The 24,364-nt window shown below is 72.7% G+C and carries 24 protein-coding genes and 3 tRNA genes; 17 read left to right on the top strand and 10 right to left on the bottom strand.

Going from position 1 to position 24,364, the window contains the following annotated elements:
- Nucleotides 1-19 precede the first annotated feature (19 nt).
- From ACQP0U_RS06540 to arfB, 3 genes are all read left to right on the top strand, one after another.
- Nucleotides 20-904 (top strand): S1C family serine protease, encoded by an 885-nt coding sequence (locus tag ACQP0U_RS06540; RefSeq protein ID WP_433316679.1) that lies wholly within the window; start codon nt 20-22, stop codon nt 902-904.
- A 99-nt stretch (nt 905-1,003) separates the two neighbouring features.
- Nucleotides 1,004-1,300: a hypothetical protein gene (locus ACQP0U_RS06545; RefSeq protein WP_433316681.1), complete on the top strand. Its 297-nt coding sequence runs from the start codon at nt 1,004-1,006 to the stop codon at nt 1,298-1,300.
- A gap of 34 nt (nt 1,301-1,334) precedes the next feature.
- Nucleotides 1,335-1,760 carry an alternative ribosome rescue aminoacyl-tRNA hydrolase ArfB gene (arfB, locus tag ACQP0U_RS06550; RefSeq protein ID WP_433316683.1) on the top strand — a complete coding sequence of 142 codons (426 nt, stop codon included), beginning with the start codon at nt 1,335-1,337 and terminating at the stop codon, nt 1,758-1,760.
- 6 nt (nt 1,761-1,766) lie between these two features.
- Here the strand turns inward: arfB and ACQP0U_RS06555 are convergent, their stop codons facing one another.
- A complete protein-coding gene (locus ACQP0U_RS06555) occupies nt 1,767-2,633 on the bottom strand; it encodes a 3-methyladenine DNA glycosylase (protein ID WP_433316685.1) in 867 nt (288 codons plus the stop codon).
- Between the two features lie 33 nt (nt 2,634-2,666).
- Nucleotides 2,667-4,109 carry a hypothetical protein gene (locus tag ACQP0U_RS06560; protein WP_433316687.1) on the bottom strand — a complete coding sequence of 481 codons (1,443 nt, stop codon included), beginning with the start codon at nt 4,107-4,109 and terminating at the stop codon, nt 2,667-2,669.
- A gap of 174 nt (nt 4,110-4,283) precedes the next feature.
- Here ACQP0U_RS06560 and ACQP0U_RS06565 point away from each other — a divergent pair, with 174 nt between their 5' ends.
- The 4 genes from ACQP0U_RS06565 (at nt 4,284) to ACQP0U_RS06580 (ending at nt 5,775) form a co-directional block, all read left to right on the top strand.
- Nucleotides 4,284-5,087 (top strand): fumarylacetoacetate hydrolase family protein, encoded by an 804-nt coding sequence (locus tag ACQP0U_RS06565; protein WP_282262034.1) that lies wholly within the window; start codon nt 4,284-4,286, stop codon nt 5,085-5,087.
- A 108-nt stretch (nt 5,088-5,195) separates the two neighbouring features.
- Nucleotides 5,196-5,267: transfer RNA gene (locus ACQP0U_RS06570), tRNA-Gln, on the top strand.
- Nucleotides 5,268-5,401: 134 nt separating this feature from the next.
- Nucleotides 5,402-5,474 (top strand) — tRNA-Glu (locus ACQP0U_RS06575).
- Nucleotides 5,475-5,702: 228 nt separating this feature from the next.
- A tRNA-Glu gene (locus tag ACQP0U_RS06580) sits at nt 5,703-5,775 on the top strand.
- A gap of 200 nt (nt 5,776-5,975) precedes the next feature.
- On the opposite strand, the gene ACQP0U_RS06585 is transcribed toward ACQP0U_RS06580, so the two are convergent.
- A complete protein-coding gene (locus ACQP0U_RS06585; protein ID WP_007456408.1) occupies nt 5,976-6,662 on the bottom strand; it encodes an IclR family transcriptional regulator in 687 nt (228 codons plus the stop codon).
- A 49-nt stretch (nt 6,663-6,711) separates the two neighbouring features.
- Here ACQP0U_RS06585 and leuC point away from each other — a divergent pair, with 49 nt between their 5' ends.
- The 4 genes from leuC (at nt 6,712) to ACQP0U_RS06605 (ending at nt 11,751) form a co-directional block, all read left to right on the top strand.
- Nucleotides 6,712-8,157 carry a 3-isopropylmalate dehydratase large subunit gene (gene leuC, locus ACQP0U_RS06590; RefSeq protein ID WP_433316689.1) on the top strand — a complete coding sequence of 482 codons (1,446 nt, stop codon included), beginning with the start codon at nt 6,712-6,714 and terminating at the stop codon, nt 8,155-8,157.
- Between the two features lie 14 nt (nt 8,158-8,171).
- On the top strand, nt 8,172-8,759 hold the full coding sequence (gene leuD, locus ACQP0U_RS06595; RefSeq protein WP_433316691.1) for a 3-isopropylmalate dehydratase small subunit: 588 nt from the start codon (nt 8,172-8,174) through the stop codon (nt 8,757-8,759).
- Between the two features lie 172 nt (nt 8,760-8,931).
- Nucleotides 8,932-9,615 carry an HU family DNA-binding protein gene (locus ACQP0U_RS06600; RefSeq protein WP_433316693.1) on the top strand — a complete coding sequence of 228 codons (684 nt, stop codon included), beginning with the start codon at nt 8,932-8,934 and terminating at the stop codon, nt 9,613-9,615.
- A gap of 162 nt (nt 9,616-9,777) precedes the next feature.
- Nucleotides 9,778-11,751 (top strand): endonuclease/exonuclease/phosphatase family protein, encoded by a 1,974-nt coding sequence (locus ACQP0U_RS06605; RefSeq protein ID WP_433316696.1) that lies wholly within the window; start codon nt 9,778-9,780, stop codon nt 11,749-11,751.
- Between the two features lie 59 nt (nt 11,752-11,810).
- On the opposite strand, the gene ACQP0U_RS06610 is transcribed toward ACQP0U_RS06605, so the two are convergent.
- The 5 genes from ACQP0U_RS06610 to cofC form a co-directional block, all read right to left on the bottom strand.
- On the bottom strand, nt 11,811-12,689 hold the full coding sequence (locus ACQP0U_RS06610) for an NUDIX hydrolase (protein ID WP_433316698.1): 879 nt from the start codon (nt 12,687-12,689) through the stop codon (nt 11,811-11,813).
- Nucleotides 12,677-14,197: a CHAD domain-containing protein gene (locus ACQP0U_RS06615; RefSeq protein ID WP_433316700.1), complete on the bottom strand. Its 1,521-nt coding sequence runs from the start codon at nt 14,195-14,197 to the stop codon at nt 12,677-12,679. Before ACQP0U_RS06615 ends, ACQP0U_RS06610 begins: the two co-directional genes overlap by 13 nt.
- A gap of 24 nt (nt 14,198-14,221) precedes the next feature.
- Nucleotides 14,222-16,585 carry an RNA degradosome polyphosphate kinase gene (locus tag ACQP0U_RS06620; RefSeq protein WP_433316702.1) on the bottom strand — a complete coding sequence of 788 codons (2,364 nt, stop codon included), beginning with the start codon at nt 16,583-16,585 and terminating at the stop codon, nt 14,222-14,224.
- A gap of 54 nt (nt 16,586-16,639) precedes the next feature.
- On the bottom strand, nt 16,640-16,837 hold the full coding sequence (locus tag ACQP0U_RS06625) for a cold-shock protein (RefSeq protein WP_030335323.1): 198 nt from the start codon (nt 16,835-16,837) through the stop codon (nt 16,640-16,642).
- A gap of 80 nt (nt 16,838-16,917) precedes the next feature.
- Nucleotides 16,918-17,565, bottom strand: a complete 648-nt coding sequence (cofC, locus tag ACQP0U_RS06630) for a 2-phospho-L-lactate guanylyltransferase (RefSeq protein WP_433316703.1) — start codon at nt 17,563-17,565, stop codon at nt 16,918-16,920.
- A 127-nt stretch (nt 17,566-17,692) separates the two neighbouring features.
- Between cofC and ACQP0U_RS06635 the strand changes: the two genes are divergently transcribed.
- From ACQP0U_RS06635 to ACQP0U_RS06655, 5 genes are all read left to right on the top strand, one after another.
- Nucleotides 17,693-18,430 (top strand): lysophospholipid acyltransferase family protein, encoded by a 738-nt coding sequence (locus tag ACQP0U_RS06635; protein ID WP_433316705.1) that lies wholly within the window; start codon nt 17,693-17,695, stop codon nt 18,428-18,430.
- A 76-nt stretch (nt 18,431-18,506) separates the two neighbouring features.
- The gene (locus ACQP0U_RS06640; RefSeq protein ID WP_433316707.1) at nt 18,507-19,514 is read left to right on the top strand and encodes an NAD(P)H-dependent glycerol-3-phosphate dehydrogenase; all 1,008 of its coding nucleotides are present in this window, start codon (nt 18,507-18,509) and stop codon (nt 19,512-19,514) included.
- An 8-nt stretch (nt 19,515-19,522) separates the two neighbouring features.
- Nucleotides 19,523-20,641 carry a cystathionine gamma-lyase gene (locus ACQP0U_RS06645; protein ID WP_433316708.1) on the top strand — a complete coding sequence of 373 codons (1,119 nt, stop codon included), beginning with the start codon at nt 19,523-19,525 and terminating at the stop codon, nt 20,639-20,641.
- An 8-nt stretch (nt 20,642-20,649) separates the two neighbouring features.
- Complete coding sequence (locus tag ACQP0U_RS06650; protein WP_433316709.1) at nt 20,650-21,435, top strand: putative protein N(5)-glutamine methyltransferase; 786 nt, start codon at nt 20,650-20,652, stop codon at nt 21,433-21,435.
- A 168-nt stretch (nt 21,436-21,603) separates the two neighbouring features.
- Nucleotides 21,604-22,653 carry an ROK family protein gene (locus tag ACQP0U_RS06655; protein WP_433316711.1) on the top strand — a complete coding sequence of 350 codons (1,050 nt, stop codon included), beginning with the start codon at nt 21,604-21,606 and terminating at the stop codon, nt 22,651-22,653.
- A 41-nt stretch (nt 22,654-22,694) separates the two neighbouring features.
- On the opposite strand, the gene ACQP0U_RS06660 is transcribed toward ACQP0U_RS06655, so the two are convergent.
- The gene (locus ACQP0U_RS06660; RefSeq protein ID WP_433316714.1) at nt 22,695-22,895 is read right to left on the bottom strand and encodes a DUF397 domain-containing protein; all 201 of its coding nucleotides are present in this window, start codon (nt 22,893-22,895) and stop codon (nt 22,695-22,697) included.
- 5 nt (nt 22,896-22,900) lie between these two features.
- Nucleotides 22,901-23,746, bottom strand: a complete 846-nt coding sequence (locus ACQP0U_RS06665; RefSeq protein WP_433316715.1) for a helix-turn-helix domain-containing protein — start codon at nt 23,744-23,746, stop codon at nt 22,901-22,903.
- Nucleotides 23,747-24,024: 278 nt separating this feature from the next.
- On the opposite strand from ACQP0U_RS06665, the gene ACQP0U_RS06670 reads away from it, so the two are divergent.
- Nucleotides 24,025-24,243 (top strand): hypothetical protein, encoded by a 219-nt coding sequence (locus ACQP0U_RS06670; protein ID WP_030335309.1) that lies wholly within the window; start codon nt 24,025-24,027, stop codon nt 24,241-24,243.
- Nucleotides 24,244-24,364: the final 121 nt, after the last annotated feature.

The raw sequence follows: 24,364 nt of genomic DNA on the forward strand, positions 1-24,364 counted from the left end.
TCGACAGTGAGGAGTACGCATGGCAGTGCAGACCGGACTGGGCGAACCGCGCGGTCCCTGGTTCATCTCGCCGGAACTCGACCCGGACGGGCGCGGGTGGTGGGACGCGCCCGAGCGCGACCCGGGCGGGCGACGGCCCGGGCGGCTGCTCGCCGTGCTGGGCGTGGTGGCGGTCTCGGCCGTCTCCGGTGCTCTCGCCGGTGGCGTGGTGGCGAGCCGGGACGGGGCCGGTGGCCCGGCCGCGGCGTCCGCCGCCCCGGTGCCGGCCGAGCTGGTCACCGCGGCCGAGCGGACCGTACCCGGGGTGGTGTCGGTGCTGACCGGCGGCGCGACCAGTGGGTCCGCTACCGGCGGGTCCGCCACCGGCACGTCCGCGACCGGCTCCGGCTTCGCCGTGGACGACCAACAGCACCTGATCACCAACGACCACATCCTGGCCAAGGGGGGTGGCGGGCCGGTGACAGTGGAGCTGCCCGACGGCCGCCGGTTCGCCGCCGAGGTGGTCGGACGGGAGCCGCGCAGTGACCTGGCGGTGCTGAAGGTGCCGGCATCTGCCGGTCTCACCCCGCTGCCCCTGGCCAAGCCGGGCGCGACCCGGGTCGGTGAGCCGGTGCTCGCGGTGGGTTCGCCACTCGGTCTGGCCGGCACGGTCACCGCCGGCATCGTCAGCGCCCTGGACCGCCAGGTGCGGCTCGGCAACAACCGGCACACGGCGGTGCAGACCGACGCGTCCATCAACCCCGGCAACTCCGGCGGGCCGCTCGTCAACGCGCGCGGGGAGGTGGTCGGGGTGAACACCGCCATCGCCACCATCGATGGAAATGGGTCGATAGGCATCGGGTTCGCCATCCCGATCGACCAGGTGCAGCAGACCGCCGACACAATCATCGGCAAGGGCGGCTGAGCTGCCCGAACGCCCCTGCGTCGGGCTGCCACTGTCAGATATCCGGCCGGACGGCATCGGATCATGGAAATATTACGCTCGGTGTGAATACTGGCGGAGGTGGAGCGTCCTCTTCTCACGGTCCTCCTGCTGGTGGGCCTGGTCATCGGATGTGCAGTGGGGTCGGCGTACGCCCGAGCACGACGCGGGTGGAACGATTACCAGACCGTCAAGAAATCGGTGCCGGGCGCCCGCCGGGGCGCCTGGTCGCTGATCCGCGGCGTCACCGTGAAGGCGGCGGTGATCGGGCTGCTGCTCTTCGGCGCGGTGGCGTACGCGGCGGTCGGCTCGGACGAGGAGACCGCCGGGCCGGCGCCCAGCCAGACCCCGACGCAGAGTGAGCCTCCGCACCGATGACCTCCGGCGGGTCGTCGCGGGTTAGCCTCGGGGCGTGGACGACGGACTGCGGGTGACCGACCGGTGGGTCGTCCCCGCCGGAGAGCTACGGGAACGCTTCTCCCGCTCGTCGGGGCCGGGCGGGCAGGGTGTGAACACCGCGGACTCCCGCGTCGAGTTGAGCTACGACCTGGCCAACTCGCCGGCAGTGCCCGAGTGGCTGCGGTCGCGGGCGCTGGACCGGCTGGCCAATCGCCTCGTCGACGGGGTGCTGACCATCGCCGCGAGCGAGCACCGGGCCCAGTTGGCCAACCGGGAGGCGGCCCGCGCACGGATGACCGCCCTGCTGCGGGAGGCCGCCGCGCCCCCACCCCCGGCCCGCCGGGCGACCCGCCCGTCCCGTGGGGCCAAGGAACGCCGGCTGGCCGAGAAGAAGCGCCAGTCCCAGCGCAAGCGGGACCGCCGCACCGACGACGACTAGCCCGACTCAGGCCGGGACGGCGGCGAGCAGCCGGTCGCGCAGCACCGCGGCCCGCTCGGCGAACGCGCGCTGCGCCGCCGCGTACTCGGCTCGGCCGTCCGGAGTCTCCACACGCACCGGCGGGTAGCCGAGTGCCGCCAGGTCGTACGGGCTGGCCCGCATGTCCAGCGTGCGGATGTCCCGGGCCAGGTCGAACGCGTCGGCCACCAGCTCCGAGGGGACCAACGGCGACAACTTGTACGCCCACTTGTACAGATCCATGTTGGCGTGCAGGCAGCCCGGCTGCTCGTGCGCGTGCTGCGTCTCGCGGGTCGGGGTGAGCAGGTTCAACGGGCGGGCCGGCGGTGTGAAGAACCGGAACGCGTCGAAGTGGCTGCACCGCACGCCCCGCTCCTCGACGACCGCGGCGGTGCGCTCCGCGCTCAGCCGCAGCGGCCAGGCGTTGTGCCGCAGCTCCTCCCGGGTCTGCCGGTAAACCATCGCCCACTCGTGCATCCCGAAGCAGCCGAAGTGCGGCGCCCGTCCACGCGTCGCCGCCAGCAGGGAGCGGATCCAGGCGATCGACTCGCCGCGCCGACCGCGTACCGCATCGGTGTCGAGGGTGACCCCGGCGGCGGTGGCGCGGTAGTCGCGGCCGAACTCGGCCGGATCCGCGTCGCGCAGCTCGACCCCGGGGCCCGGATGCCAGCGACGCAGCTGGGCCGGGCGGTGCGAGTAGTAGGTGAACAGGAAGTCGGCCACCGGATGCCGCTCACCGCGTCGCCGCCGGGCCAGGTGCGGCGTCAGCCAGACGTCCACCCGCTCCTCGTGGGCCCGCCGGCGGGCCTGCCACCGCGCCACGTCGAGCACGGCGGGGGCGAGGGCGGCGGTCACGCACCCAGGGTACGACCGCCGCCCGCACACCGGTCAGGGCATCTGCACCCGGACGCCTGCGGAGAACACCCCGCTGCGCAGCTCCAGCTGCTGGGGCGGGTCCCGCCCGTCGACGGTGAAGACCAGCGGGAGCACCATCCGGGTGCCCGCCGCCATCGGGTCGGCGAAGACGTCCCGACCCAGGTTCGCCATCCGCGTGGCCGACTCGTCGGTGCTCACCCAGCGCCCGCCGGGCAGGTACGCCCGTTGCAGCTCGCTGTGCCAGGGTTGGTGGTCGCCTGTGACGTTGTGCACACCCACTGTCGCCTCGCACCGTCGGCCGTTGGCCGGTGCGGCACCGCCGCCGTCGGCCTTTCCGGCGGTGCCGGGCGCGCCACAGGTCATCCGGTACACGGTGAACTCGAACGCCGACTCGCGCAGCGGCACGCCCAGCGACCCGGTGACACCGGTGCCCATCCACGCGCCGCTGGTGGGCTGCTTCTGCGTGTCGATCGACGCGACCTGCCGGGTCGCCGTCCACCCCGCGGTCCCGACGACGCCGGCCAACACCACGACGGCGGCGCCCACCAACATCCAGACCGGCGGGGTACGCCGACGTCGCAGAGGGCTCGGGGCTGCCGGCCGCGGATAGATCGTCCCGCGACCTCCCTCGGGCCCGCCGCCGCTGGAGAGCGCGGCAGCCGTCACCCGACGTCCGCGCCGACGTCGCCACACCCACACCACTGCGGCGCTGATCAGCAGCAGGACCGCCAGCCCGGCGAGCAGCACCGGGTAGCGGCGCCAGACCGGCGCCTCGGTCACCTCGGCCGCCGGTGCCGCTGCCGCCTGCCAGGTGGCCGTGGCGCAGTCGTACGGCCGGCTGCCGTCACTGGTGAACGCGCAGGTAGGCGCGGTCAGCGGCCGGCCCGGCGCGGTCGCGGCGAGGGCGGTGCCCAGCGTGGTGGTGCTGTGCGCGGGCAGCCGCAGCCGCCAGGTCACCTCGGTGGCCGATCCGCCGGCCGGGGTGGACCGGCCACCACCGCTGATCGCGGTCGTCGACGAGCCGGGTGGCAGTTCCTGGCGCACAGTGGTGTCGAGCGGCGAGCTGCTCACGTTGCGCACCTGGATCCGGTACCTCGGTGCCGGGCTGCTCTCCGTCGCGACGGCCACGGTGACCTGTTGCGGCGGCGCCGACGCCGGTGCCCGGGACGGCGGTGCCATCGCCGGCGGCGCCGACGGCGGGGTGGGCTCGGTCAGCCGCGCGACCATCGCCACCGGTGGCCGGGTGGCCGCTGGTTCTGGTGTGGCGCCCGTTGGTCGTGGTGTGGCAGCCATTGTTTGTGGTGTGGCGGCCACTGGTTGTGGCGTGACGGCCGGTGGTCGTGGCGCGGCCGCCGCCTCCGGAGCCGCCGTCGGCAGGGCCGGCACGGCGGCGAGGATGCCGAGGCAGTGCACGAACACTGCGAGGGCTCTGTGGTGTCGTGTCGATGCAGGCATACGAACGAACCTCCGGAGCCGACGCTAGGGGCGAGCCGCCTCCGTGCGGGTACGAAGTCGGGAAGCCCGCCCCGGTCACCTCCAGCTCCGGTAGGGTGCCGCGCGCTGACGGGTTGAGCACACCCGACCGCCGGTCCTGGCCGGTCGGGGTGCCGACGGGGCTAGATTGGCCGGGTGCGTATCGCTCGTTTCGCCCATGCCAAGGGAATGTCGTTCGGTGCCGTCGAAGGCGAACCGGAGGCCGGGCCGCAGGGCCTGACCATCGCCGAGATCGAGGGCCACCCGTTCGGCAAACTCTCCTTCAGTGGGGCCCGCTGGGCCCTCTCCGACGTCCGGCTGCTCTCGCCGATCCTGCCCAGCAAGGTGGTCTGTGTCGGCCGCAACTACGCCGACCACGCCGCCGAGCTCGGCAACGACGTGCCCAAGGAGCCGCTGCTCTTCCTCAAGCCGTCCACCTCGGTGATCGGCCCCCGCGACGCCATCCGACTGCCGATCTTCTCCAAGCAGGTCGAGCACGAGGCGGAGCTGGCGGTCGTGATCGGCGCGCCGGGTGCGCGCCGCGCCGACCGCGCCGCCGCCGAACGCGCCATCTTCGGCTACACCTGCGCCAACGACGTCACCGCCCGGGACCTCCAGCGTTCGGACGGGCAGTGGACCCGGGCCAAGGGCTTCGACTCGTTCTGCCCGATCGGCCCGTGGATCACCACCGGTCTGGACGTCTCCGACCTGGAGATCCGGTGTGAGGTGGGTCGCAATCCGGAGGAGATGGAGGTGCGCCAACTCGGCCGGACGAAGGACATGGTCTTCGACGTGCCGGGCCTGGTGTCGTACATCTCGCACGTGATGACTCTGCTGCCCGGCGACGTCGTTCTCACCGGCACTCCGGCCGGGGTTAGCCCGCTTGTCGAGGGGGATACCGTCACCGTGCGGATCGACGGCATCGGCGAGCTCACCAACCCGGTGGTTCCCGTCGCCTGATCCGTCTGATGCCCCTGTTTCCGCAGCTCAAGGGTGGTTCGGGGGGATCGGATTTGGCCTGCCGGCACCGGGAGGGTAAAGTTCACTCCCGGCGCCGCAAGGGGCCAATGGGGTATGGGGTAATTGGCAGCCCGACTGATTCTGGTTCAGTTAGTCTAGGTTCGAGTCCTGGTACCCCAGCGCTGCTGGAATTCGCGAGAATTTCCAGACGCTGGATTCTGACGGAGTTCGACTCCGCCCCTCCGGGGGCGGAGGGTGGTCTTCGGTAGAGTGCAGCTCCTCCACCGCTGAGGTGGGGGAGCGAAAGTTGTTCTGGCCCCGTCGTCTAGCGGCCCAGGACGCCGCCCTCTCAAGGCGGTAGCGCCGGTTCGAATCCGGTCGGGGCTACATCGTGCACAGCCCGTCTCACCTGGTGAGGCGGGCTGTTTCGTGTCCGCGCCGTTGTGTGGTCCGCCGCTGTCCCGGGTCCAACGCGCTGTCCTGGGTCCGCTGCCACGGCGCATTCCGGTCCGCTGCCGGGCCCGCTGGCGACCCCGCACCCCGCGCTCGTGCCCGGGTGCGGTGCCGCTAGACTACAGTCGCACCGCCCGCGAGGGCGGTGAACGGAAAAGTTCTGGCCCCGTCGTCTAGCGGCCCAGGACGCCGCCCTCTCAAGGCGGTAGCGCCGGTTCGAATCCGGTCGGGGCTACAACCAAAGGCTCATCTCGCGAAGCGAGATGAGCCTTCCTCGTAAGTCCCCCAGCCCCTCACCCGCCCGCCCCCTCCGGCGCCCCCGCCATCCCCGGTTGATCATGAAGTTATTGTCACGACACGCCGAGGTGGATGGCAATAACTTCATGATCAACGCGAGGGAGCGGCGGTGGGGGCGGGAGCGGTGGGGGGGAGGGGTTAGAGGCCGGACAGGCGTTGGCCGGCTCTTACCACTGCCATGGCGTGGCGTTCGCCGGGGCGGCGGCCCAGGCGCTCGATCGGGCCGGAGATGCTGACCGAGGCGATGACCCGGCCGGTGCGATCGCGGATCGGGGCGGAGACGCTCGCCACACCCGCCTCCCGTTCGGCGACGCTCTGCGCCCAGCCGCGACGGCGTACCTCGGCGAGGGTGCGGCCGGTGAACTTGCTGCGGGGCAGCAGTGGCATCACCGCCTCCGGCGGCTCCCAGGCGAGCAGGATCTGGGCCGCGGAGCCGGCCGTCATCGGCAGCACCGAGCCGACCGGAACGGTGTCCCGTAGACCGCTGGCGCGCTCCGCCGCCGCCACGCAGATCCGCTCGTCGGCGCGGCGCAGGTAGAGCTGCGCGCTCTCACCTGTGGCGTCGCGCAGCGCGGCCAGCAGCGGCTCGGCGGCGGTCAGCAGAACGTCAGGCGCGGCGTTGGCCAGCTCGCCCAGACGGGGGCCGGGCCGCCACCTGCCCTGGGTGTCTCGCACCAGCATCCGATGGATCTCCAGGGCCTGGGCCAGCCGATGTGCGGTGGCCCGGGGCAGCTTGGTGCGTTCAACGAGTTCGGCCAGGCTGGCGCCGTCCACGCAGGCGGCCAGGATGACCACCGCCTTGTCGAGAACGCCGACACCGCTCATACTGTGTCCCACAAGCCGAAACTTACCTCCCAGAATTTAGGATGTCCAGATGGTGGGAGTCACTCCTGAGCCGAGGACCCTGGCCGAGAAGGTCTGGGACGCGCACGTCGTACGGTCCGCCGCTGGTGAGCCGGACCTGCTCTTCATCGACCTGCACCTGCTGCACGAGGTGACCAGCCCGCAGGCGTTCGACGGGCTGCGGCTCGCCGGGCGCCGGGTGCGTCGTACCGACCTGACCCTCGCGACCGAGGACCACAACACCCCGACCGGGTACGCCGACCCGGCGTTCCGCCTCCGCCGTGGTGACCTGCTCACCATCGCGGACCCCACGTCGCGTACGCAGATCGAGACGTTGCGCCGCAACTGCGCCGAGTTCGGGGTGCGGCTGCATCCGCTCGGCGACGACAACCAGGGCATCGTGCACGTGATCGGCCCGCAGCTCGGTCTCACCCAGCCGGGTCTGACGATCGTCTGTGGCGACTCGCACACCGCCACCCACGGCGCCTTCGGCGCGCTCGCCTTCGGTATCGGCACCAGCGAGGTGGAGCACGTCCTGGCCACCCAGACGCTGCCGCAGAGCCGACCGAAGACGATGGCCGTGAACGTCACCGGCCGCCTCGCGCCCGGCGTCACCGCCAAGGACCTGGTGCTCGCGCTGATCACTCAGGTCGGCACGGGTGGGGGTCGCGGGCACATCGTCGAGTACCGCGGCGAGGCGATCCGCGCCCTCTCCATGGAGGGGCGGATGACCATCGCCAACATGTCCATCGAGTGGGGCGCCAAGGCCGGCATGATCGCGCCGGACGAGACCACCTTCGCGTACCTCAAGGGTCGACCGAACGCGCCGCAGGGCGCGGACTGGGACGCGGCGCTGGCGTGGTGGCGGACGCTGCCCACCGACGAGGGCGCGCGCTTCGACGCCGAGGTGACCCTGGACGCCAGCCGGATCACCCCGTTCGTCACCTGGGGCACCAACCCCGGGCAGGGCGCGCCGCTGAGCGCTCCGGTGCCGGACCCGGAGGAGTTCACCACCGACTCGGAGCGGACCGCCGCGCGCCGGGCCCTGGAGTACATGGACCTGCGCCCCGGCACTCCGCTGCGGGAGCTGCCCATCGACGTGGTCTTCGTGGGGTCCTGCACCAACGGCCGCCTGGAGGACCTGCGGGCCGCCGCCGACGTGCTGCGTGGCCACCGGGTCGCCGACGGCGTCCGGATGCTCGTGGTGCCCGGCTCCGCCGCCGTGCGCGAGGCCGCCGAGGCCGAGGGGTTGGACAAGGTTTTCGCCGACGCCGGGGCCGAGTGGCGGTTCGCCGGCTGCTCCATGTGTCTGGGGATGAACCCCGACACGCTGAAGCCGGGCGAGCGCTCCGCCTCCACCTCGAACCGCAACTTCGAGGGCCGTCAGGGCCGGGGTGGGCGTACCCACCTGGTCTCCCCGCCGGTGGCTGCGGCCACCGCCGTGGTCGGCCGGCTGGCCGCCCCCGCCGACCTGTAGAAGGGACCGACGAGATGGACAAGTTCACCACCCACACCGGCACCGCCGTGCCGCTGCGCCGGTCCAACGTGGACACCGATCAGATCATCCCGGCCGTGTACCTCAAGCGGGTGACCCGGACGGGATTCGCCGACGGGCTCTTCAGCGCCTGGCGGGAAGATCCGGCATTCGTGCTCAACGATGAAAACTATTCCGGAGCGTCGATCCTCATCGCCGGCCCGGAGTTCGGCACCGGCTCCTCCCGGGAGCACGCCGTCTGGGCGCTACGGGACTGGGGCTTCCGCGCGGTGGTGGCCCCGCGCTTCGGTGACATCTTCCGGGGCAACTCCCTCAAGGAAGGGCTGTTGCCGGTCGAGTTGGAATTGAAAGCCGTCGAGGAGTTGTGGGACCTGGTCGAGGCGGATCCGACCACTCCGGTGACCGTCGACCTGACCGCCCGCCAGCTCCGGGCGGGGGACGCGAGCTGGTCGTTCCCGCTTGACGACTTCAGCCGTTGGCGTCTCCTGGAGGGCCTCGACGACATTGGACTCACCCTCCGGCACGCCGCCGACATCGACTCCTACGAGGCGCGCCGACTGCCGTTCCTGCCCTCCGTGGCATAGCCGTTAGGCCGCTCGCACAGCGGATTTCACCCCCATCGGTCCAACCGGTGGGGGTGAATCCGTTACGACACAAGGGCTTTTTTCTACCGAATGTTTGTGTCCCGGCAGCACAGGGCATACCGTGCGCGCAGAATGGCTCGCGACGAGTCAGTTGCACAATCGGGAGGAAGTCGTGAACAAGGCCGAGCTCATCGAGGCGCTCGCTGTTCGCCTGGGGGACCGGAAGATGGCGACGGCCGCGCTCGACGCGGTCCTCACCGAGGTCCAGGCGGCGGTCACCAAGGGCGAGAAGGTGGCGATCACCGGATTCGGAGCATTTGAAAAGCGTGTGCGTGGCGCGCGAACAGCGCGCAACCCGCGTACCGGCGAGGCGGTGAAGGTCAAGAAGACGTCAGTCCCGACCTTCCGCCCCGGCGCCGGGTTCAAGGAGATGGTGGCCAGCGGCAAGGTGCCGAAGGCCACGGTGGCGACGAAGAAGGCCGCCACCAGCACCGCCACGGCCAAGGCGGCGGGCACGAAGGCTGCCGGCACCAAGGCGGCCAGCGCCAAGGCTGCGGGCGCCAAGGCGACCACGGCCAAGGCGGCCAGCAAGAAGACCGCCCCGGCCAAGGCGAGCAAGACGGCTACGGCGACCAAGACGGCCGCCAGCAAGAAGACCGCCCCGGCCAAGGCGAGCAAGACGGCCACGGCGACCAAGACGGCCGCCAGCAAGAAGACCACCGCGGCGAAGAAGACCACCGCGGCGACCCGGTCGACCGCGGCGAAGAAGACCACCGCGGCGGCGAGCAAGAGCACGGCGGCCAAGAAGGCGCCGGCGAAGAAGGCTCCGGCCAAGAAGGCGGCCAGCAAGCGCTGACCGACCCGCTCCGCAAGGGCGTCCACCCGTGGGTGGGCGCCCTTGCGGCGTACCGGGACGGTCTTTCGGCGTACGGGGGACCGTTGACCCGGTTGGCTCGCTCGCGCAGAATCGCCGTGCCGGCCCCCCTCCGCCGGCCCGTCGACGGGAAATGGGGCGCCGGTGCGCTACCGCCAGCTGACCACCGGGACGCTCGCGCTGGGCGTGCTCCTCCTCATCGACGTGCTGCGGGTCTGGCTGCCCGGCATCATCACCATCTTCGGTCAGGCGGCGTCCACCCCGGCCGAGCTGATGGGGGCGTTCGCCCTCGGTTGGTTCGTGCTCGCGATGGGCGCACCCACAGTGGTTCGCCGGGTCGGAGCCCGCCCGGTCACTGTCGTCGCCGCTGTCCTGCTCGCCGTCGCCCGGCTCGCGCTCACCGCTGCCCCTGGCGGGCGTACGCAGCTCTGGGTGGCCACCGCCGGATTGCTCGCCGGGCTGGTCTGGCTGGTCGGCGTCGCCACCGACACCGACCGACCCGTCCCGGGGCTGGCGTTGGGCTTCGCGGTCAACGCGGCAGTGCACGCGGTGTTGGACACCGTCGACCTGGTCTGGCGGGGTGACTGGGTGGCCTGGCTGCTCAGCGCCGTCGCGGTGGCGGCGTTCCTGGTCGGCACGGCGCAACCCGGCCGGCGCGGCGGTGCGGGTGACGCGGTCGACGGCCCCGCTGACGGCCCTGTCGGCCCCGCTGACGCCTCTGCCGGCCCTGGTGGTGGCCGAGCCTGGCTGCTGGCCGGGCCGGCGCTGCTGCTGGCCGGGATGGTGGCGCTCTCCCCGGCGCTGGCCCGGACCGGGATGTCGTACCTGTTCGCCGGGGATGGTGTGGCTCGTTCGCCGCTGTTCGGCCTCGCGCCGGTGCCGGTGGCTGTCGCCGGGTTCCTGTGCGCCGCGTTGACCCGGCCGCCCCGGGGACCGGGCCGGGCGTACGGCCCGGTGGCGCTGCTCGCCGGCGCGGTGCTATTCGCCCTCGACCGGGGTGACCTGCTCCTCCCGGCCATCTTCCTCGCCGCGGTCGGCCTCGGCGCGTGCCTCGCCCTGACCGACGACGCCGGCCACCCGGGCAGCGACACCGCGAGCACCAGTGCCGGCGACGCCACCAGCACGAGGGCGGCGGGCCGGCGGGGGTACGCGGTCGCCGCCGGGATGCTCGTCTTCGCTCTGGGGGCGGTGGGCTACTACTCGGCCTACGACCTCGGCTACCCCAATGCCGCGGTGCCCGTGGTGGTGGCCGTGCTGATCGCCGCCGTGGCGTTCACCGCCCGGCCCGTCGTCCACCGGCTTCCCCTGCCGTTTCCGCCGCTCCGGGCCGCCGCCGCGGTCACCGCGCTGGCCCTACTGGCACCGGTGCTCGCCGACGAGGTGCCGGTGGCCAGCAACCGGGACGGCCCGCCGGAGCGGTTGACGGTGGTGGCGTACAACATCCGGATGGGTTTCGGGCTGGACGGCCGGTTCGACCTGACCGGCCTCGCCGAGGTCGTCGAGCGGCAACGGCCCGACGTGGTGCTGCTCAGCGAGGTGGACCGGGCGTGGCTGCTCAACGGCGGGCACGACACCCTGGACCTGCTGGCCGACCGGCTCGGTATGCCGTACGTCTTCGGGCCGGCCGCCGACCCCGTCTGGGGTGACGCGGTGCTCAGCCGTTGGCCGGTGGCCGATCCGCAGACCGTGCCGCTGGCCGCCGTCGGCGCGCCCACCGGAGCGCAGGCCCTCGCCGTCACGTTGGACCTCAGCGACGGTGTCCGTACCGCCGTGGTCAGCACTCATCTGCAACCGCCGCCCGGAAAGGGCCCGGTGGTCCAGGCCCGCGCGGTGGTCGACTTCGCCACCCGGTACGCGGCCGGTCGGCCACTGGTGGTGGCGGGTGACCTGAACACCGAGCCGGGCGACGAGGCTTTCGCGGAGTTCTCCAACGCCGGCCTGGTCGACGCGTTGGCAGCCGCCCGACCGCTGGCGACCAGCCCGGCGGACGATCCACGCCAGCAGATCGACCACATCTTCGTCTCGCCCGGCCTGACCCCGAGCAATCCGGTCGCACCGCGCAGCACGGCAAGCGACCACCTGCCGGTCGCGGTGACCCTGACCCTGCCGCCCCGCTGACACAGGCGGGCCCGTGCGAAGCCTGGCCCGCACGAACCCGGGCCGGCGCGAATCGGGCTTTACAGGCGATCGGCGGCCAGCAGCCGGTCGGCGGCGAAGGCGAGCAGCCAGCCGCTGCCCTTCGGCGTGGCGAAGTCCTCATCGGTGCGGCCGGTCAGCCGCTCCAGGGCGCCCGGCAGGACCTTGCCCTGGCTGCACACGACCGCCTGCCCACCGGTGCCGGCCAGCTCCAACAGCCGGGCGGCGGTGGCCAGGACCTGCTCGTCGCTCTGCTGGCCGGGTTGTGGCTCGTCCAGGTCGCCGCAGACCTCGATCGGCAGGTCGAGCAACGCGGCGACCGGGTCGAGTGTCTGCACGCACCGTCGCGGCGACGCCGACACCAGCCGGGCCGGTCGGATCAGGGAGATCAGCCCGGCCAGCGCGCTCGCCTGAGCCCACCCCTCGGCGTCCAGGGGGCGTCCGACGTCCGGGCCGGACCAGGTGGCCCGCTTGCCGGCGTGGGCGTGCCGGACCAACGCGACAGTCGCCGTCACCGACGGCAGCGCCGCGAACGCGGCCAACACCTCGGCGTCGTGCGGGTAGCTGACCAACCGGATCGCGTCGTCGACCGCGAGCCAGCGGATGTCGTCCACCTCGGTGCCCGGTTGGAAACCACCGCTGGCCACCGCGAGCATTGACCAGTAGTCGACAAGCTTGGGCTGCCCCTCGCTGCGGTACCGCACCGACGGCAGCCGCACCTGCGGCACGCCCCGTACGTCGGCCTCCTCGGCCACCTCCCGGACCGCCGCGGCCAGCGCATGCTCGCCGGGCTCCAGTTTGCCCTTCGGCAGCGTCCAGTCGCCGTAGCGGGGGCGGTGCACCACGCAGACGCGTACGCCGTCGTCGGTCGGCCGCCAGGCCACCCCGCCGGCTGCCCGGATGCCCGTCACGGCAGCCAACTGGTCCGCCGTCTCCTGGTGGCCCGGTGCCAGGCGGCCGGGAAGAGACCCCGCATCCGGCGGACCGACAGGCGTTCCCGCTCGGCCAGCCGCCCGGCGGTGACGGCCAGCTCGTGGTCGTCCGGCCGCTCGGCGGCGATCTCCAGCCAGGTGTCCGCCGCGACCGCCGCGTCCTGGTGCTCGCCGAGCACGTCCTGCACCCGGGCGAGAGCACGGGACAGCCGGCGGGCGCCCTTGCCGACCGTCGGGGCCACCGCGTTGACCGCGTACCGGGCCTGCTTGCCCTCCTTGCGAACGGCGTGCCAGCGGTCGTCCGGCGACTGCGCGTCGAGCCCGTCGACGCCGTCCGGCCCGGTCAACCGCCGCCAGGGGCGCGCCACCAGCGCGGGCAGCGCCTGCGCGGCGGGGGCGGCCGCCCGGCGGGTGAGCCGGGGCGCGCGGGCGGCCAGCACCAGGGCGTCCACCAGAGCCACATAACGCGCGGAGCGCAGCGCCTCGTCGATGGCGGTGAGGGCCTGCCGCTGCCGTTCGGCGAGCACCTCGTCGAGCCGGTCCACCGCGCCCTGACCCAGCGGGCTGAGCGGATCGGCGTCGGCGGTCCGGCGCAGCCGCGCGCGCAGCACCTCGGCGTCGCGGGCCGCGCCGAGAACACCTGCCAACCAGCGCAGCTCGGCGCGCAGCGGGCGGGACCAGGTTCTGCGGAGCAACGGTTTGAAGGTGCGTAGATCACTGCGCAGGCGTCGACAGGCCACCCGCATCTGATGGACGGCGGTGTCACCACCGGCAGCCGGGGCGCGCAGCCGGACCAGCGGGTCGTGCGCCAGCAGCCGGCGGATCTCCTTGCGTACGGCCTCGGTCACCACGTCACCGGCGCTCGGCTCGGCGGTCAACCCGGTCGGCGCGACCAGGTCCAGATCGGCCTGCGCTGTCGCACCCAGCGCCCGTACGTGCTTCGGCGTGAACGACCCGCCCTGGGCGCCAGACCCGCGCAGCACCCCGCCGACCCGGTCGAGCAGCTTCCGGTCGCCGGCCTTCAGCTCCACCTCCACCTCGCGGAACGTGTCGGTGGTGGTGCCGGCGTCGTCGAGCACGGTGACCCGGTCGTCCACCACCTCGGCGAGCACCGTGCCGGCCCGGTCACACACCTCGTACGCGTGCCGCACCGTCCGGACCACGGTCACCGGAGCCAGCGGCGCCCCACGGTGCAGGACGGTGACCAACTCCACCAGCTCCGGTGGCGGCTGCCCCTTCGGCCCGGGACGGGAGATCTCGTGCCGGACGCCGGGTGTCCCGGTCGGGAGTTTCACAGTCCAGGGCAGCTCGTCACCCCGGCGGTGGCGCAGCGAGGCACCGGCCCGGGCCAGCCGCAGGTCGACCGTGTCGAGGTAGCGGGCGACAAGCGTCACCGGTGGCAGTGCCCGGACCCGACCGCCGGCCGGAGCCGTGCGGGCCAGGTCCGGTAGCACGTAGGCGTCGTCCACCTCGTACTTCTGCTCCTCCTCGACCATCAGCTCAGCCTATGCGCTGCGCGGTCAGCTGGCCGTGCCACCGACGCGGCGCAGCAGCAGTTCCTGCAGATGGGCCTGGGCGGCATCGTCACCGCCGGTACGCCGGGTCCAGGTGCCATCGCCGGCCAGCTCGAACGCGTCCACGTCGGGGCTCATCGCGGCGGTGAGCACGTGGTCCAGCTCGGCGCGGGCGATCGGGTCACTCACCTGCACCAGCGCCTCGACCCGACGGTCCAGGTTGCGGTGCATGAGGTCGGCCGAGCCCATCCAGAACTCGGCCTCGCCGTTGTTGCCGAACCGGAAGACCCGGGAGTGTTCCAGGAACCGACCGAGGATCGAGCGGACCCGGATGTTCTCCGACAACCCCGGTACGCCCGGGCGCAGCGTGCACATGCCCCGGATGAGCAGGTCGACGTGGACGCCGGCCTGGGAGGCGCGGTACAGCGCGTCGGTCACCCCCTCGTCGACCAGGGAGTTGACCTTGAACTGGACCAGGCCGGGCATACCCAGTCGGACGTGCGAGATCTCCCGTTCGATCCGCTCGATGAGGCCGCTGCGGATGCCCTGCGGTGCGACGAGCAACCGCCGGAACGCGGTCTGCCGGCTGTATCCGGTGAGCACGTTGAACAGGTCGGTGAGGTCGGCGCCGATCTCCGGGTCGGCGGTGAGCATGCCGAAGTCCTCGTACAGTCGGGCGGTTTTAGGGTGGTAGTTGCCGGTGCCGATGTGGCAGTAACGACGGATCTGGTTGCCCTCCTGCCGGACCACGAGCGCGGTCTTGCAGTGCGTCTTCAAGCCGACCAGGCCGTACACCACGTGGCAGCCGGCGCGTTCCAGCGTGCGGGCCCAGCCGATGTTGGCCACCTCGTCGAAGCGGGCCTTCACCTCCACCAGCACCACCACCTGCTTGCCGGCGGCGGCCGCGTCGACGAGCGCGTCGACGATCGGGGAGTCGCCGCTGGTCCGGTAGAGGGTCTGCTTGATGGCCAGCACGTTCGGGTCGGCGGCGGCCTGCTCGATGAAGCGCTGCACGCTTGTGGCGAACGAGTGGTACGGGTGGTGCACCAGGATGTCCCCGTCGCGCAGGGTGGCGAAGACGCTGCGCGGCACCTCACCCTCGGCGAGCCGGGGATGGGTGGCCGGCACGAACGGCGGGTCCTTCAGGTCCGGCCGGTCCGCCTCGCCGTAGACCTGCCACAGCGCGGACAGGTCCAGCAGGCCGGGCACCCGCAGGACGTCCTGGTCGTCCATGTCCAGCTCGCGGACGAGCAGCTCCAACATGTGGTCGGAGATCGACGCGGCGACCTCCAGCCGGACGGGGGGACCGAACCGTCGTCGGGCCAGCTCCCGTTCCAGGGCCTGGAGCAGGTCCTCGTCGCGGTCCTCGTCGACCTCCACCTCGGCGTTGCGGGTGACCCGGAACAGGTGGCACTCGACCACCTGCATGCCACTGAACAGCTGCCCCAGGTGCACCGAGATCAGGTCCTCCACCGGCAGCATCCGGACGCCCGGCTGGTCCCGGTCAACCCGGACGAAGCGGGGGACGTTGTTGGGCACCTTCACCCGCGCGAACAGCTCCGAACCGCCGTCCGGGTCGCGAACCGCCACCGCCAGGTTCAGCGACCGCCCCGAGATGTACGGGAACGGGTGCGCCGGGTCCACCGCGAGCGGCGTCAGCACCGGGAAGATGTGCTCCCGGAAGTAGGTGCGCAGCCGCTCCCGCTCGCCGTCGCCCAGCTCACCCCAGCGCAGGATCCGGATGCCCTCGTCGGCCAGTTTGGGCAGCACGTCGTCGACGAAGCAGGCGGCGTGCCGGGCGCCCAGGGCGGCGGTCCGCTCGGCGATCAGCTCCAACTGCGTACGCAGGGGCAGCCGGTCCCCGCCGCGCACCGGCAGGCCGGCGGAGAGCCGCCGCTTCAGCCCGGCGATGCGCACCATGTAGAACTCGTCGAGATTGCTGGCGAAGATCGCCAGGAACTTGGCCCGTTCCAGCAGCGGGGTGCGCTTGTCCTCGGCCAGGGCGAGCACCCGGGCATTGAAGTCGAGCCAGGACAGCTCCCGGTTGAGGAACCGGTCCTCCGGCAGGGGCGGGGCCGCCGGGCGCTCGTCGTCGTCCTCCTGCCCGGCGTCGGTCGGCAGGTCGCCCGGAAGGACGGGGTGGACGTCACCGGCGGCAGGGCCGTCCGCCTCGACCGTCGGCGCGGGGTCGAGAACCTCGTCCAGCCCGGAGGAGGCGGCGCCGGGATCGTCGGCGAGAGTGTCGGCGCGGGCGGCGCCGGCGCGTTCGGCGCGGGACGGGCGGAAACGCCCATCGGTGCCGCGCGTGCGGGATCCGTTGCGGAGGTCGGTGGCGGGCGGGCTGGCTGGTTGCTCGCGAGGGGTGCTCACCCGCTCATAATCACCCGATTACGGTAAACGCAAAATGAACTTGGGCTCGCCGGGTCAGATCATCGTCGGCAATGTCACCCGGACGACCTCGCCGTCGGGATCGGTGTCGATGCGAACCCGCTGGCCGAGCCGGAGAAGTCGCAGCCCGGAGGCGTCGAAGGCCCGGGCGGGGAAGCGCATCTCGGTGCCGTCGTCGAGCAGCAGGACACCGCTGCGCGTCGCCGCGTCGTAGCTGGCCACCGTGCCCTGCATGCTGGCACCGTACACCCGGGGGCTCAGGCCGCGGAGCGGGCCGGCCAGGCTCGCCGCCCGGCATGGGCCAGCTGTCAGGCTCAGCCCGCGGCGCGGGCGGGGCGTCCGGCGGCCACGAGTGCGGCAGTGCGCGGCCCCAGCCCGAGCCGGGTGGCGTCGGCCAGGTCCGCGGCGGTGTCCACGTCCCGGCGCAGGCTGGGCCAGTCGCCGTCGAGCGGCAACGCCCCGCTCGCCGCGTGCGCGACCGCCGAGCCCACCCCGAAGCGCGGATCCAGCGGCACGCCCGGCCCGGCGGTGAGCAGCACCGTGCCCCCGCCGGGTGCGTCCGGCAGGAACCGGCGTACCCCGGGTCGGCCGTTCTGCGCCGCGAGCAGCGCGCCGGCCAACTCGGCCGGGCGCAACGCCGGCACGTCCGCGGTGATCCCGGCCACCCAACCGGCGGTGGCCCCGGCCGCCCCGTGCCGGAACGCTGCGTTCAGGCCGGCGTCCGGCTCGTCGGGCATGACCAGCGCGCCGGCGGCCCGCGCCTCCGCCGCCACCCGTGCGTCGTTCGTCACCACCAGGGCCTCGGCGACCGCCGGGCAGGCCAGCACCGCGCGGAGCGTGTCGGCCGCCAGGGCCAGCGCCAGCTCCTCATGCGGTACGCCGGGCAGCGCGCCCCGCAGCCGGCTCTTGGCCGCGGTCAGCTGCTTCACCGGCACCACGACGGCCCACCTCGGCTGACTCACGTCCGCAATCCTGCCAGCCGGACGGCGGGCCCCTCGCTGGCCGTACCGGGGGCGAGCAGGCATGATTTCCGCTGCGGGTGTCGCTGGCGGGATTCGCGGCGGGGTTGGGGCGCGTTGAGGAGGCACAGTGGCACGGCGGAGGCTGGGGTTCTGGCAACGGTTCGCCGTGGGGCTGGTGAAGCCGGTGATGACCGTCTGGACCCGGCGTACCTGGCGTGGTCAGGAGCATCTCCACCGCGACGGCGGCATGATCATCGTGGCGAACCACATCTCCCACGCCGACCCGCTGGTGTCCGCGCACTTCATCTACGACTCCGGGCGCTGGCCGCAGTACCTGGGCAAGGCCAGTGTGTTCCGGGTTCCGGTGGTCGGCTGGATCCTGCACCGCTGCCGGCAGATCCCTGTCGACCGGGGCAGCGTGGAAGCCGTCCGCTCGCTCGACGCACTTGTCGCCGCGCTCGAGGAGGGCGGCGCGGTGGTGATCTACCCTGAGGGCACCACCACGCGACAGCCGGATCTCTGGCCGATGAAGGCCAAAACCGGTGCGGCCCGGCTGGCCCTGGCCACCGGCGCCCCGGTCGTACCGGTGGTGATGTGGGGGCCGGAACGGATCTTCGACCCACGGACGACCCGTGTCAGCCTGCGCCCCCGGATCCCGGTGACAGTTGCCGCCGGGGAGCCGATCGACCTGAGCCGGTGGGCGGACGCCCAGCCGACCCGGGCCACCCTCGAGGAGATGACGGACACCATCATGTTGCGGCTGCGGGACATGCTCGCCGAGATCCGTGGCGGTACCCCGCCGCCACTGTGGGAGCGACCGGCCCGGTCCTCCGTCGGCCGCGAGCAGCGGGACGACGCGGCATGAGCGAGCGGAGCGAGCGAATCATCGGGTTCGGTAGTGGTGTCGCTCAGGTCGCCGCGGAGCGAAGCGGAGCGGTGGCATGAGCGGTCATGTGGCGGTGCTCGGTGCCGGTTCCTGGGGCACCGCGTTCGCCAAGATCCTCGCGGACGCGGGACGGGACGTGACGGTGTGGGCCCGCCGTGCGCCGGTCGCCGAGAGCATCCGGGCCGAGCGCCGCAATCCGGAGTACCTGCCTGACCTGCTGCTGCCGGCCCGTGTCACAGCGACCGCCGACGCCGCCGAGGCGATCACCGGCGCCGAGGTGGTGGTGCTGGCCGTGCCGTCGCAGACCCTGCGTGGCAACCTCGCCGAATGGGCCCGGTACCTGCACCCGGATTCCACACTGGTGTCGTTGATGAAGGGCATCGAGCTGGGCACCACCAAGCGGATGAGCGAGGTCATCGTGGAGACCGCCGGGGTCGCCGCTGATCGGGTGGTGGTCGTGTCCGGCCCGAACCTGGCCCCGGAGATCGCCGCCGAGCAGCCCGCCGCGACAGTGGTCGCCGGGACGAACAGCGACCGCGCCACGCTCGTCCAGTCGTCGATCCGGACGCCGTACCTGCGCCCGTACACCAACGACGACGTGATCGGCTGTGAGCTGGGCGGGGCTGTCAAGAACGTGATCGCCCTGTCGTACGGCATCGCCACCGCGATGGGGTTCGGCGACAACACGCGGGCCATGCTGATGACCCGTGGGCTGGCCGAGACGGCCCGGCTGGGCGTGGCGCTCGGCGCGGACCCGATCACTTTCGCCGGCCTCGCCGGCATGGGCGACCTGGTCGCCTCCTGCTCGTCCCCGCTGGCCCGCAACCGCACCTTCGGCGAGCATCTGGGCCGGGGCGAGACGCTGGAGCAGGCGCAGGCCTCCACCCGGCAGACCGCCGAGGGCGTGAAGAGCTGCCTGGCGATCCGCGACCTGGCCCGGGCGCACGGCGTGGAGATGCCGATCACCGAGCACGTCGAGCGGATCTGCCACGAGGGGATGGACCCGCGCCTCGCCGTGGAGACCCTGATGAGCCGCACCGCCAAACCCGAGTCGTACGAGTGAGGAACCCGATGAGCGAGTGGGGCGACGGCACCCGCTGCGTACGCGCCGGCCTGCCCGAGCCGGCCCCGGGAGACCCGTTCCTGCCCGGGCCGGTCTTCGCCGCGCCGTACCACCTCGACCCGTTCCAGGGTCAGGGCGCGTCGCCGAACGGCTACGGCCGCCCCGACAACCCGACCCGCCGACTGCTGGAGGCGGCGGTGGGCGAGTTGGAGGGCGGTGACTGCCGGGTGTTCGCGACAGGTCAGGCGGCCATCACCGGCCTGCTGCTGACCCTGCTGCGGCCGGGCGACACGGTGGTGCTGCCCACCGACGGTTACTTCCCGGTCCGGGCGTTCGCCACAGGTGTGCTGGAGGCCATCGGCGTTCGGGTGCTGTTCGTGCCGACCGTCGGGCCGTACCCGTCGTTCGAGGGCGTCCGGCTGGTGCTTGTGGAGACGCCGGCCAACCCGGGCCTCGACGTGGTCGACGTGGCGGCCCTGGCCGAGCGGGCGCACGCCGCCGGCGCGTTGCTCGCGGTGGACAACACCACTGCCACCCCGCTGGGTCAGCGCCCGCTGGACCTCGGTGCCGACCTGGTGGTCGCCTCCGGCACGAAGGCGCTCACCGGCCACTCCGACCTGCTGCTGGGCTACCTGGCCAGCCGGTCCACCGAGCTGATCGACGCGGTGACGACCTGGCGTACCACCACCGGGGCGGTGCCGGGCGCGTTCGACGCCTGGCTGGCTCACCGGTCACTTGCCACTCTCGACCTGCGGCTGGCGCGGCAGAGCGCGAACGCCGCGGCTGTCGCCGACCTGCTCGCCGGTCGGTCGGACGTGTCCGGCCTGCGGTGGCCGGGGCGGCCGGACGACCCCGCGTACGCGGTGGCCTCGGCGCAGATGCGCCGGATACCGGGCGTGCTCTCGTTCGACCTGGGCGACGCCGACCGGGTGGGCCGATTCGTCGAGGCCGCCCGGCTGGTGGCGGCGGCGACCTCCTTCGGTGGCCTGCACACCACGGCGGACCGGCGGGCGCAGTGGGGCGACGACACCGCTCCCGGCTTCGTCCGGCTCTCGTGTGGCGCGGAGGACACCGCGGACCTGGTGGCCGACATCGCCGCCGCGTTGGATGTGGCCGGATCGGTCTGACGTCTCCCATGGCGCTTCCTTCCCCCACCGACCGGGCCGCTCTGGTCGGCCGGTTGCGGGCCGCCGGTTGCGTCTACGCCGAGGACGAGGCCGAGTTGCTGCTGGCCGCCGCACGCAGCCCGGCGGCGTTGGCCGACCTGACCGACCGTCGGGTGGCCGGCGAACCGTTGGAGTATCTGCTCGGCTGGGCGGAGTTCTGCGGCCTGCGGATCGCCGTCGATGAGGGCGTCTTCGTGCCCCGTGCCCGGACCGCCCTGCTGGTCGAGGTGGCGGCCGAGCTGACCGGCGTGGCGCCGGCAGTCGTCGACCTGTGCTGCGGCTCCGGGGCCACCACCGTCGCGCTGGCGCACCGGCTCGCGCCGCGCTGGCTGGCCGCCGCCGACATCGACCCGGCGGCCGTGGCGTGTGCGCGCCGCAACGTCGTCGGGTTGGACGTCGAGGTGTACGAGGGTGACCTCTTCGCGCCGCTACCTGGTCGGTGGCGGGGTCGGCTGGACCTGGTGGTCGCCAACGCCCCGTACGTGCCGACGGATGCGGTCGCGCTGATGCCGCCGGAGGCGCGACTGCACGAGGCCCCGGTGGCGCTCGACGGCGGCCCGGACGGGCTCTCCGTGCTGCGTCGGGTGGGCGCCGACGCGGCCGGGTGGCTCGCCCCCGGCGGCCACCTGGTAGTCGAAGCCGGCACCACCCAGGTCGACACGCTCTGTGACGCCTTCGAAGCGGCCGGCCTGCTGCCGACCGTGCGCCACGACGATGACCTGGACGCCACAGCGGTGACCGCTCGCCGCCCCTGACGGCCATCCCCCGGCGATCTTGCAGATTCGGTTGCCGAGATGAGGCGCAATGCCCTTTATGTCGCGACAGTAAGTGCAAGATCGCGGGGAGGGCGGGGCGGGGCGTGGCGGGGGAGAGGGGTTGGCACTAGCCTCGGCTCACACTCACGACGGCGGGAGGCGGTATCGGTGGGCAGCGCAGGGGTGCCGGTGGTCGTCGGGCTGGACAACGGCGGTACCAGCAACAACGCCACAGTGCTGACGGTGGACGGCCGCTTCCTGGTGGACGGGCTGTTGGAGATCCCCAGCGAGGTGCGGTCCGGCCCGGAGGCGGCGATCGAGGCGTTGGCGCGGGCGCTGGACGGTGCCCTGGCGCAGACCGGCGTGCCGCGGGACCTGGTCCGGGCGGTCGGGCTGGACACTCCCGGCCCGGCCAGCGCCGACGGTGTCATCTCGTCGCGGGGCTCCACCAACTTCTCCCAACCGGCCTGGCGCGGCTTCGACGTGCGAGGGGCGCTGGAGCGCCGGCTGGGCCTGCCGGTGATCTATCACAACGACGGCAACGCGGCAGCGCTCTACGCCCACCACGTCCACTTCGGCGCCGACGCGATGAACCGCTCGTCGGTGTCCGCGATCGTCGGCACGGGCCTGGGCGGCGGTGTGGTCGAGGGCGGTCGGGTGATCGCCGGTGCCGCCGGGATGGCGGGGGAGCTGGGCCATGTGCACATCCCGCTGAGCGGGCTGCTCGGCCCGGACCAGCCGGAACCCACCTGCGCCTGCGGCTTCACCGGGGATGTCGAGAGCATCGCCTCGCTGACCGGCATCGAACGCAACCTGCTGCCGTACTGGCTGACCCGGTACCCCGACCACCCGCTCACCGCCGAGCCGGTGGCCCGGGCCGCCAAACTCGTCCGGGGGTACGGCGAGCGCGAGGACGCTCTCGCGCGGGACCTCTTCACCCAGCAGGCGATGGCATTGGGGCGGCTGTTCACCGTCGCCGCGAACTTCACCGACCCGCACGCGTACTTCGTCGGCGGCGGGGTGGTGGAGGCGGCGCCGGAGTTCCGGGACTGGTTCCTGGCGACGGTCCGCGAGCACACAGTGCTCCGCGAGGAGCAGGCTGCGGTGGCCACCTTCGCGTTGGTGCCGGACCGGGACATGGCGGGTGCCCGAGGCGTCGCGATCGCCGCGCTGGAGGCGCTACGCGCCGTTCCGGAGCCGAGCCCGCTGGTTGCCTGAGCCGGCGCGGGCCTCGACCCGCGCCGGCTCGACACATCTGGTCAGCGCCGGGGTGGCGCCTGGGCGAAGGCGGCCCAGGCCGCCGTTGGGAACAGCAGGGCCGGTCCGGCCGGGTCCTTGGAGTCGCGGACGGCCACGAGCCGCGGGATGGCGGCGACCTCCACGCAGGCGCCTTCGTCGCCGCTGCGGCTGCTCTTGCGCCACGGCGCCGCGGCCAAGGCCGCTGTGGTCATCGGTGTCATCGGTCCTACCGTCCCTTCAGGACTGACAGGAGCATCTCGCGGCTGTCCGCCGGGCTGAGCGCCACGCTTCGGAGATGCTCCATGATCTTGGTGCAGGTACGCGTCTCGCCGGCGCGGTCGAGGATCATCTGACCCGCGACGGTCTCCACCGACGCGATGATCGGGTCCTCCGGGTCGGCGAACTCGAGAATGTGCAGCGAACCCCGGGTGCCCCGGTGGTAGCCGGCGGAGAGCGGGATCACCTGGACGCTGATGTTCGGCAACTCGGCCATCTTGACCAGGTGCCGCAGTTGCCCGTTCATCACCGACGGCTCACCGACCGGGCGTAGCAGCGCGCCCTCGTCGATGATCGCGTCGAGGATGGGCGGCTGGTCGCTGGTGAGCCGCTGTTGTCGGTCGAGCCGGATCTTGACCCGCTGCTCCACCAGGTCGTCGCCGAGGGTGTGCGGCCCACCGCGCATCACGCCACGGATGTAGTCCGCGGTCTGCAACAGGCCGGGCACCACCGAGGGCTCGAAGTTGGCGATCGCTGTCGCCTCGGCCTCCAGCGCGATGAAGTCGATGGTGCGTGGATCCAGCAGGTAGGAGTACGACACCCACCAGCCCGGTTTGCGGGCGTCCTTGGCGAGCTGCACCGCTGCGGCCACCTCCTCGGCGCTCACCCCGTACGACGTGAGCAGGGCGCGCACGGTGGCCGGGCTGATCAGGGTCTGGGCGTTCTCGTACCGGGAGAGGGTGCTGCGGGTGCTGTTGATCTCATCCGCCGCGGTCTCCAGCGTCAGCCCGGCGGCTTCCCGGTGGTGGCGCAGGGCGATGCCGAGCCGGCGGGCACGGGCGGTCTTCGGAGCCATGCATCGATGGTCGCACACATTTGCGGGAACGTCTGCATGAGAGAACGTCGATGAGAGTTGCATTCACGGCTGTACACGTGTCAATCTGTTATGGCGTCCTCACCGCCGGTTGTCGTGGCGACGGCGGTGGTGAGCGACCGGAGGGGATGGGGCGCGCGGCGATCGGGTTTCTCCCCCGTACCCGATCGTCGCGTGCCGCCCCTCCATCCCGGCCTGCCGGAAGGAGACGACGTGCGAACCCGCCCGGAGCCCCTCGCCGTACCCTCGGGCGGCGCGCGATGACCCGCTTCCTCGTGGTGCTCACCGACGTGCGTCCCGTCGAGGGCGTCAACCGCAACGAGCGGGTCGCGCCGGAACGCCGCCGCCAGGTCGTCGGCGCCAGCAGTCGGGAGGCCGCCGACCGCATCGCCGGAGCGTTCATGGCGCTGGGCATGGTGCGGGCCGGCCGGCAGCGGGTGAAGGTGATCGCGGTCGGCCGCCGGCACTCCCGGGACTGAGCGCGGGCACAGGTCAGCGGTCCGCGACACCATCACCGTCCGATCACGCACCGTATATCCTCTGATGACCGATTGCCGTGTCGTGCCGTGGCTCGCCGGGTATCGCCTCGCCCTGTCGCCA

The organism is Micromonospora sp. CA-269861, assembly GCF_050948505.1.
Lineage (GTDB): Bacteria > Actinomycetota > Actinomycetes > Mycobacteriales > Micromonosporaceae > Micromonospora.

Excerpts from the sequence above, each read along its gene's own strand:
- ACQP0U_RS06640 (WP_433316707.1), top strand. The coding sequence starts at position 18,507 with ATGAGCGGTCATGTGGCGGTGCTCGGTGCCGGTTCCTGGGGCACCGCG.
- ACQP0U_RS06615 (WP_433316700.1), bottom strand. The coding sequence starts at position 14,197 with ATGGTCGAGGAGGAGCAGAAGTACGAGGTGGACGACGCCTACGTGCTA.
- ACQP0U_RS06660 (WP_433316714.1), bottom strand. The coding sequence starts at position 22,895 with ATGACACCGATGACCACAGCGGCCTTGGCCGCGGCGCCGTGGCGCAAG.
- ACQP0U_RS06585 (WP_007456408.1), bottom strand. The coding sequence starts at position 6,662 with ATGAGCGGTGTCGGCGTTCTCGACAAGGCGGTGGTCATCCTGGCCGCC.
- ACQP0U_RS06560 (WP_433316687.1), bottom strand. The coding sequence starts at position 4,109 with ATGCCTGCATCGACACGACACCACAGAGCCCTCGCAGTGTTCGTGCAC.
- ACQP0U_RS06650 (WP_433316709.1), top strand. The coding sequence starts at position 20,650 with ATGGCGCTTCCTTCCCCCACCGACCGGGCCGCTCTGGTCGGCCGGTTG.
- ACQP0U_RS06625 (WP_030335323.1), bottom strand. The coding sequence starts at position 16,837 with ATGCAGGGCACGGTGGCCAGCTACGACGCGGCGACGCGCAGCGGTGTC.
- ACQP0U_RS06540 (WP_433316679.1), top strand. The coding sequence starts at position 20 with ATGGCAGTGCAGACCGGACTGGGCGAACCGCGCGGTCCCTGGTTCATC.
- leuD (WP_433316691.1), top strand. The coding sequence starts at position 8,172 with ATGGACAAGTTCACCACCCACACCGGCACCGCCGTGCCGCTGCGCCGG.
- ACQP0U_RS06670 (WP_030335309.1), top strand. The coding sequence starts at position 24,025 with ATGACCCGCTTCCTCGTGGTGCTCACCGACGTGCGTCCCGTCGAGGGC.
- ACQP0U_RS06665 (WP_433316715.1), bottom strand. The coding sequence starts at position 23,746 with ATGGCTCCGAAGACCGCCCGTGCCCGCCGGCTCGGCATCGCCCTGCGC.
- ACQP0U_RS06645 (WP_433316708.1), top strand. The coding sequence starts at position 19,523 with ATGAGCGAGTGGGGCGACGGCACCCGCTGCGTACGCGCCGGCCTGCCC.
- leuC (WP_433316689.1), top strand. The coding sequence starts at position 6,712 with ATGGTGGGAGTCACTCCTGAGCCGAGGACCCTGGCCGAGAAGGTCTGG.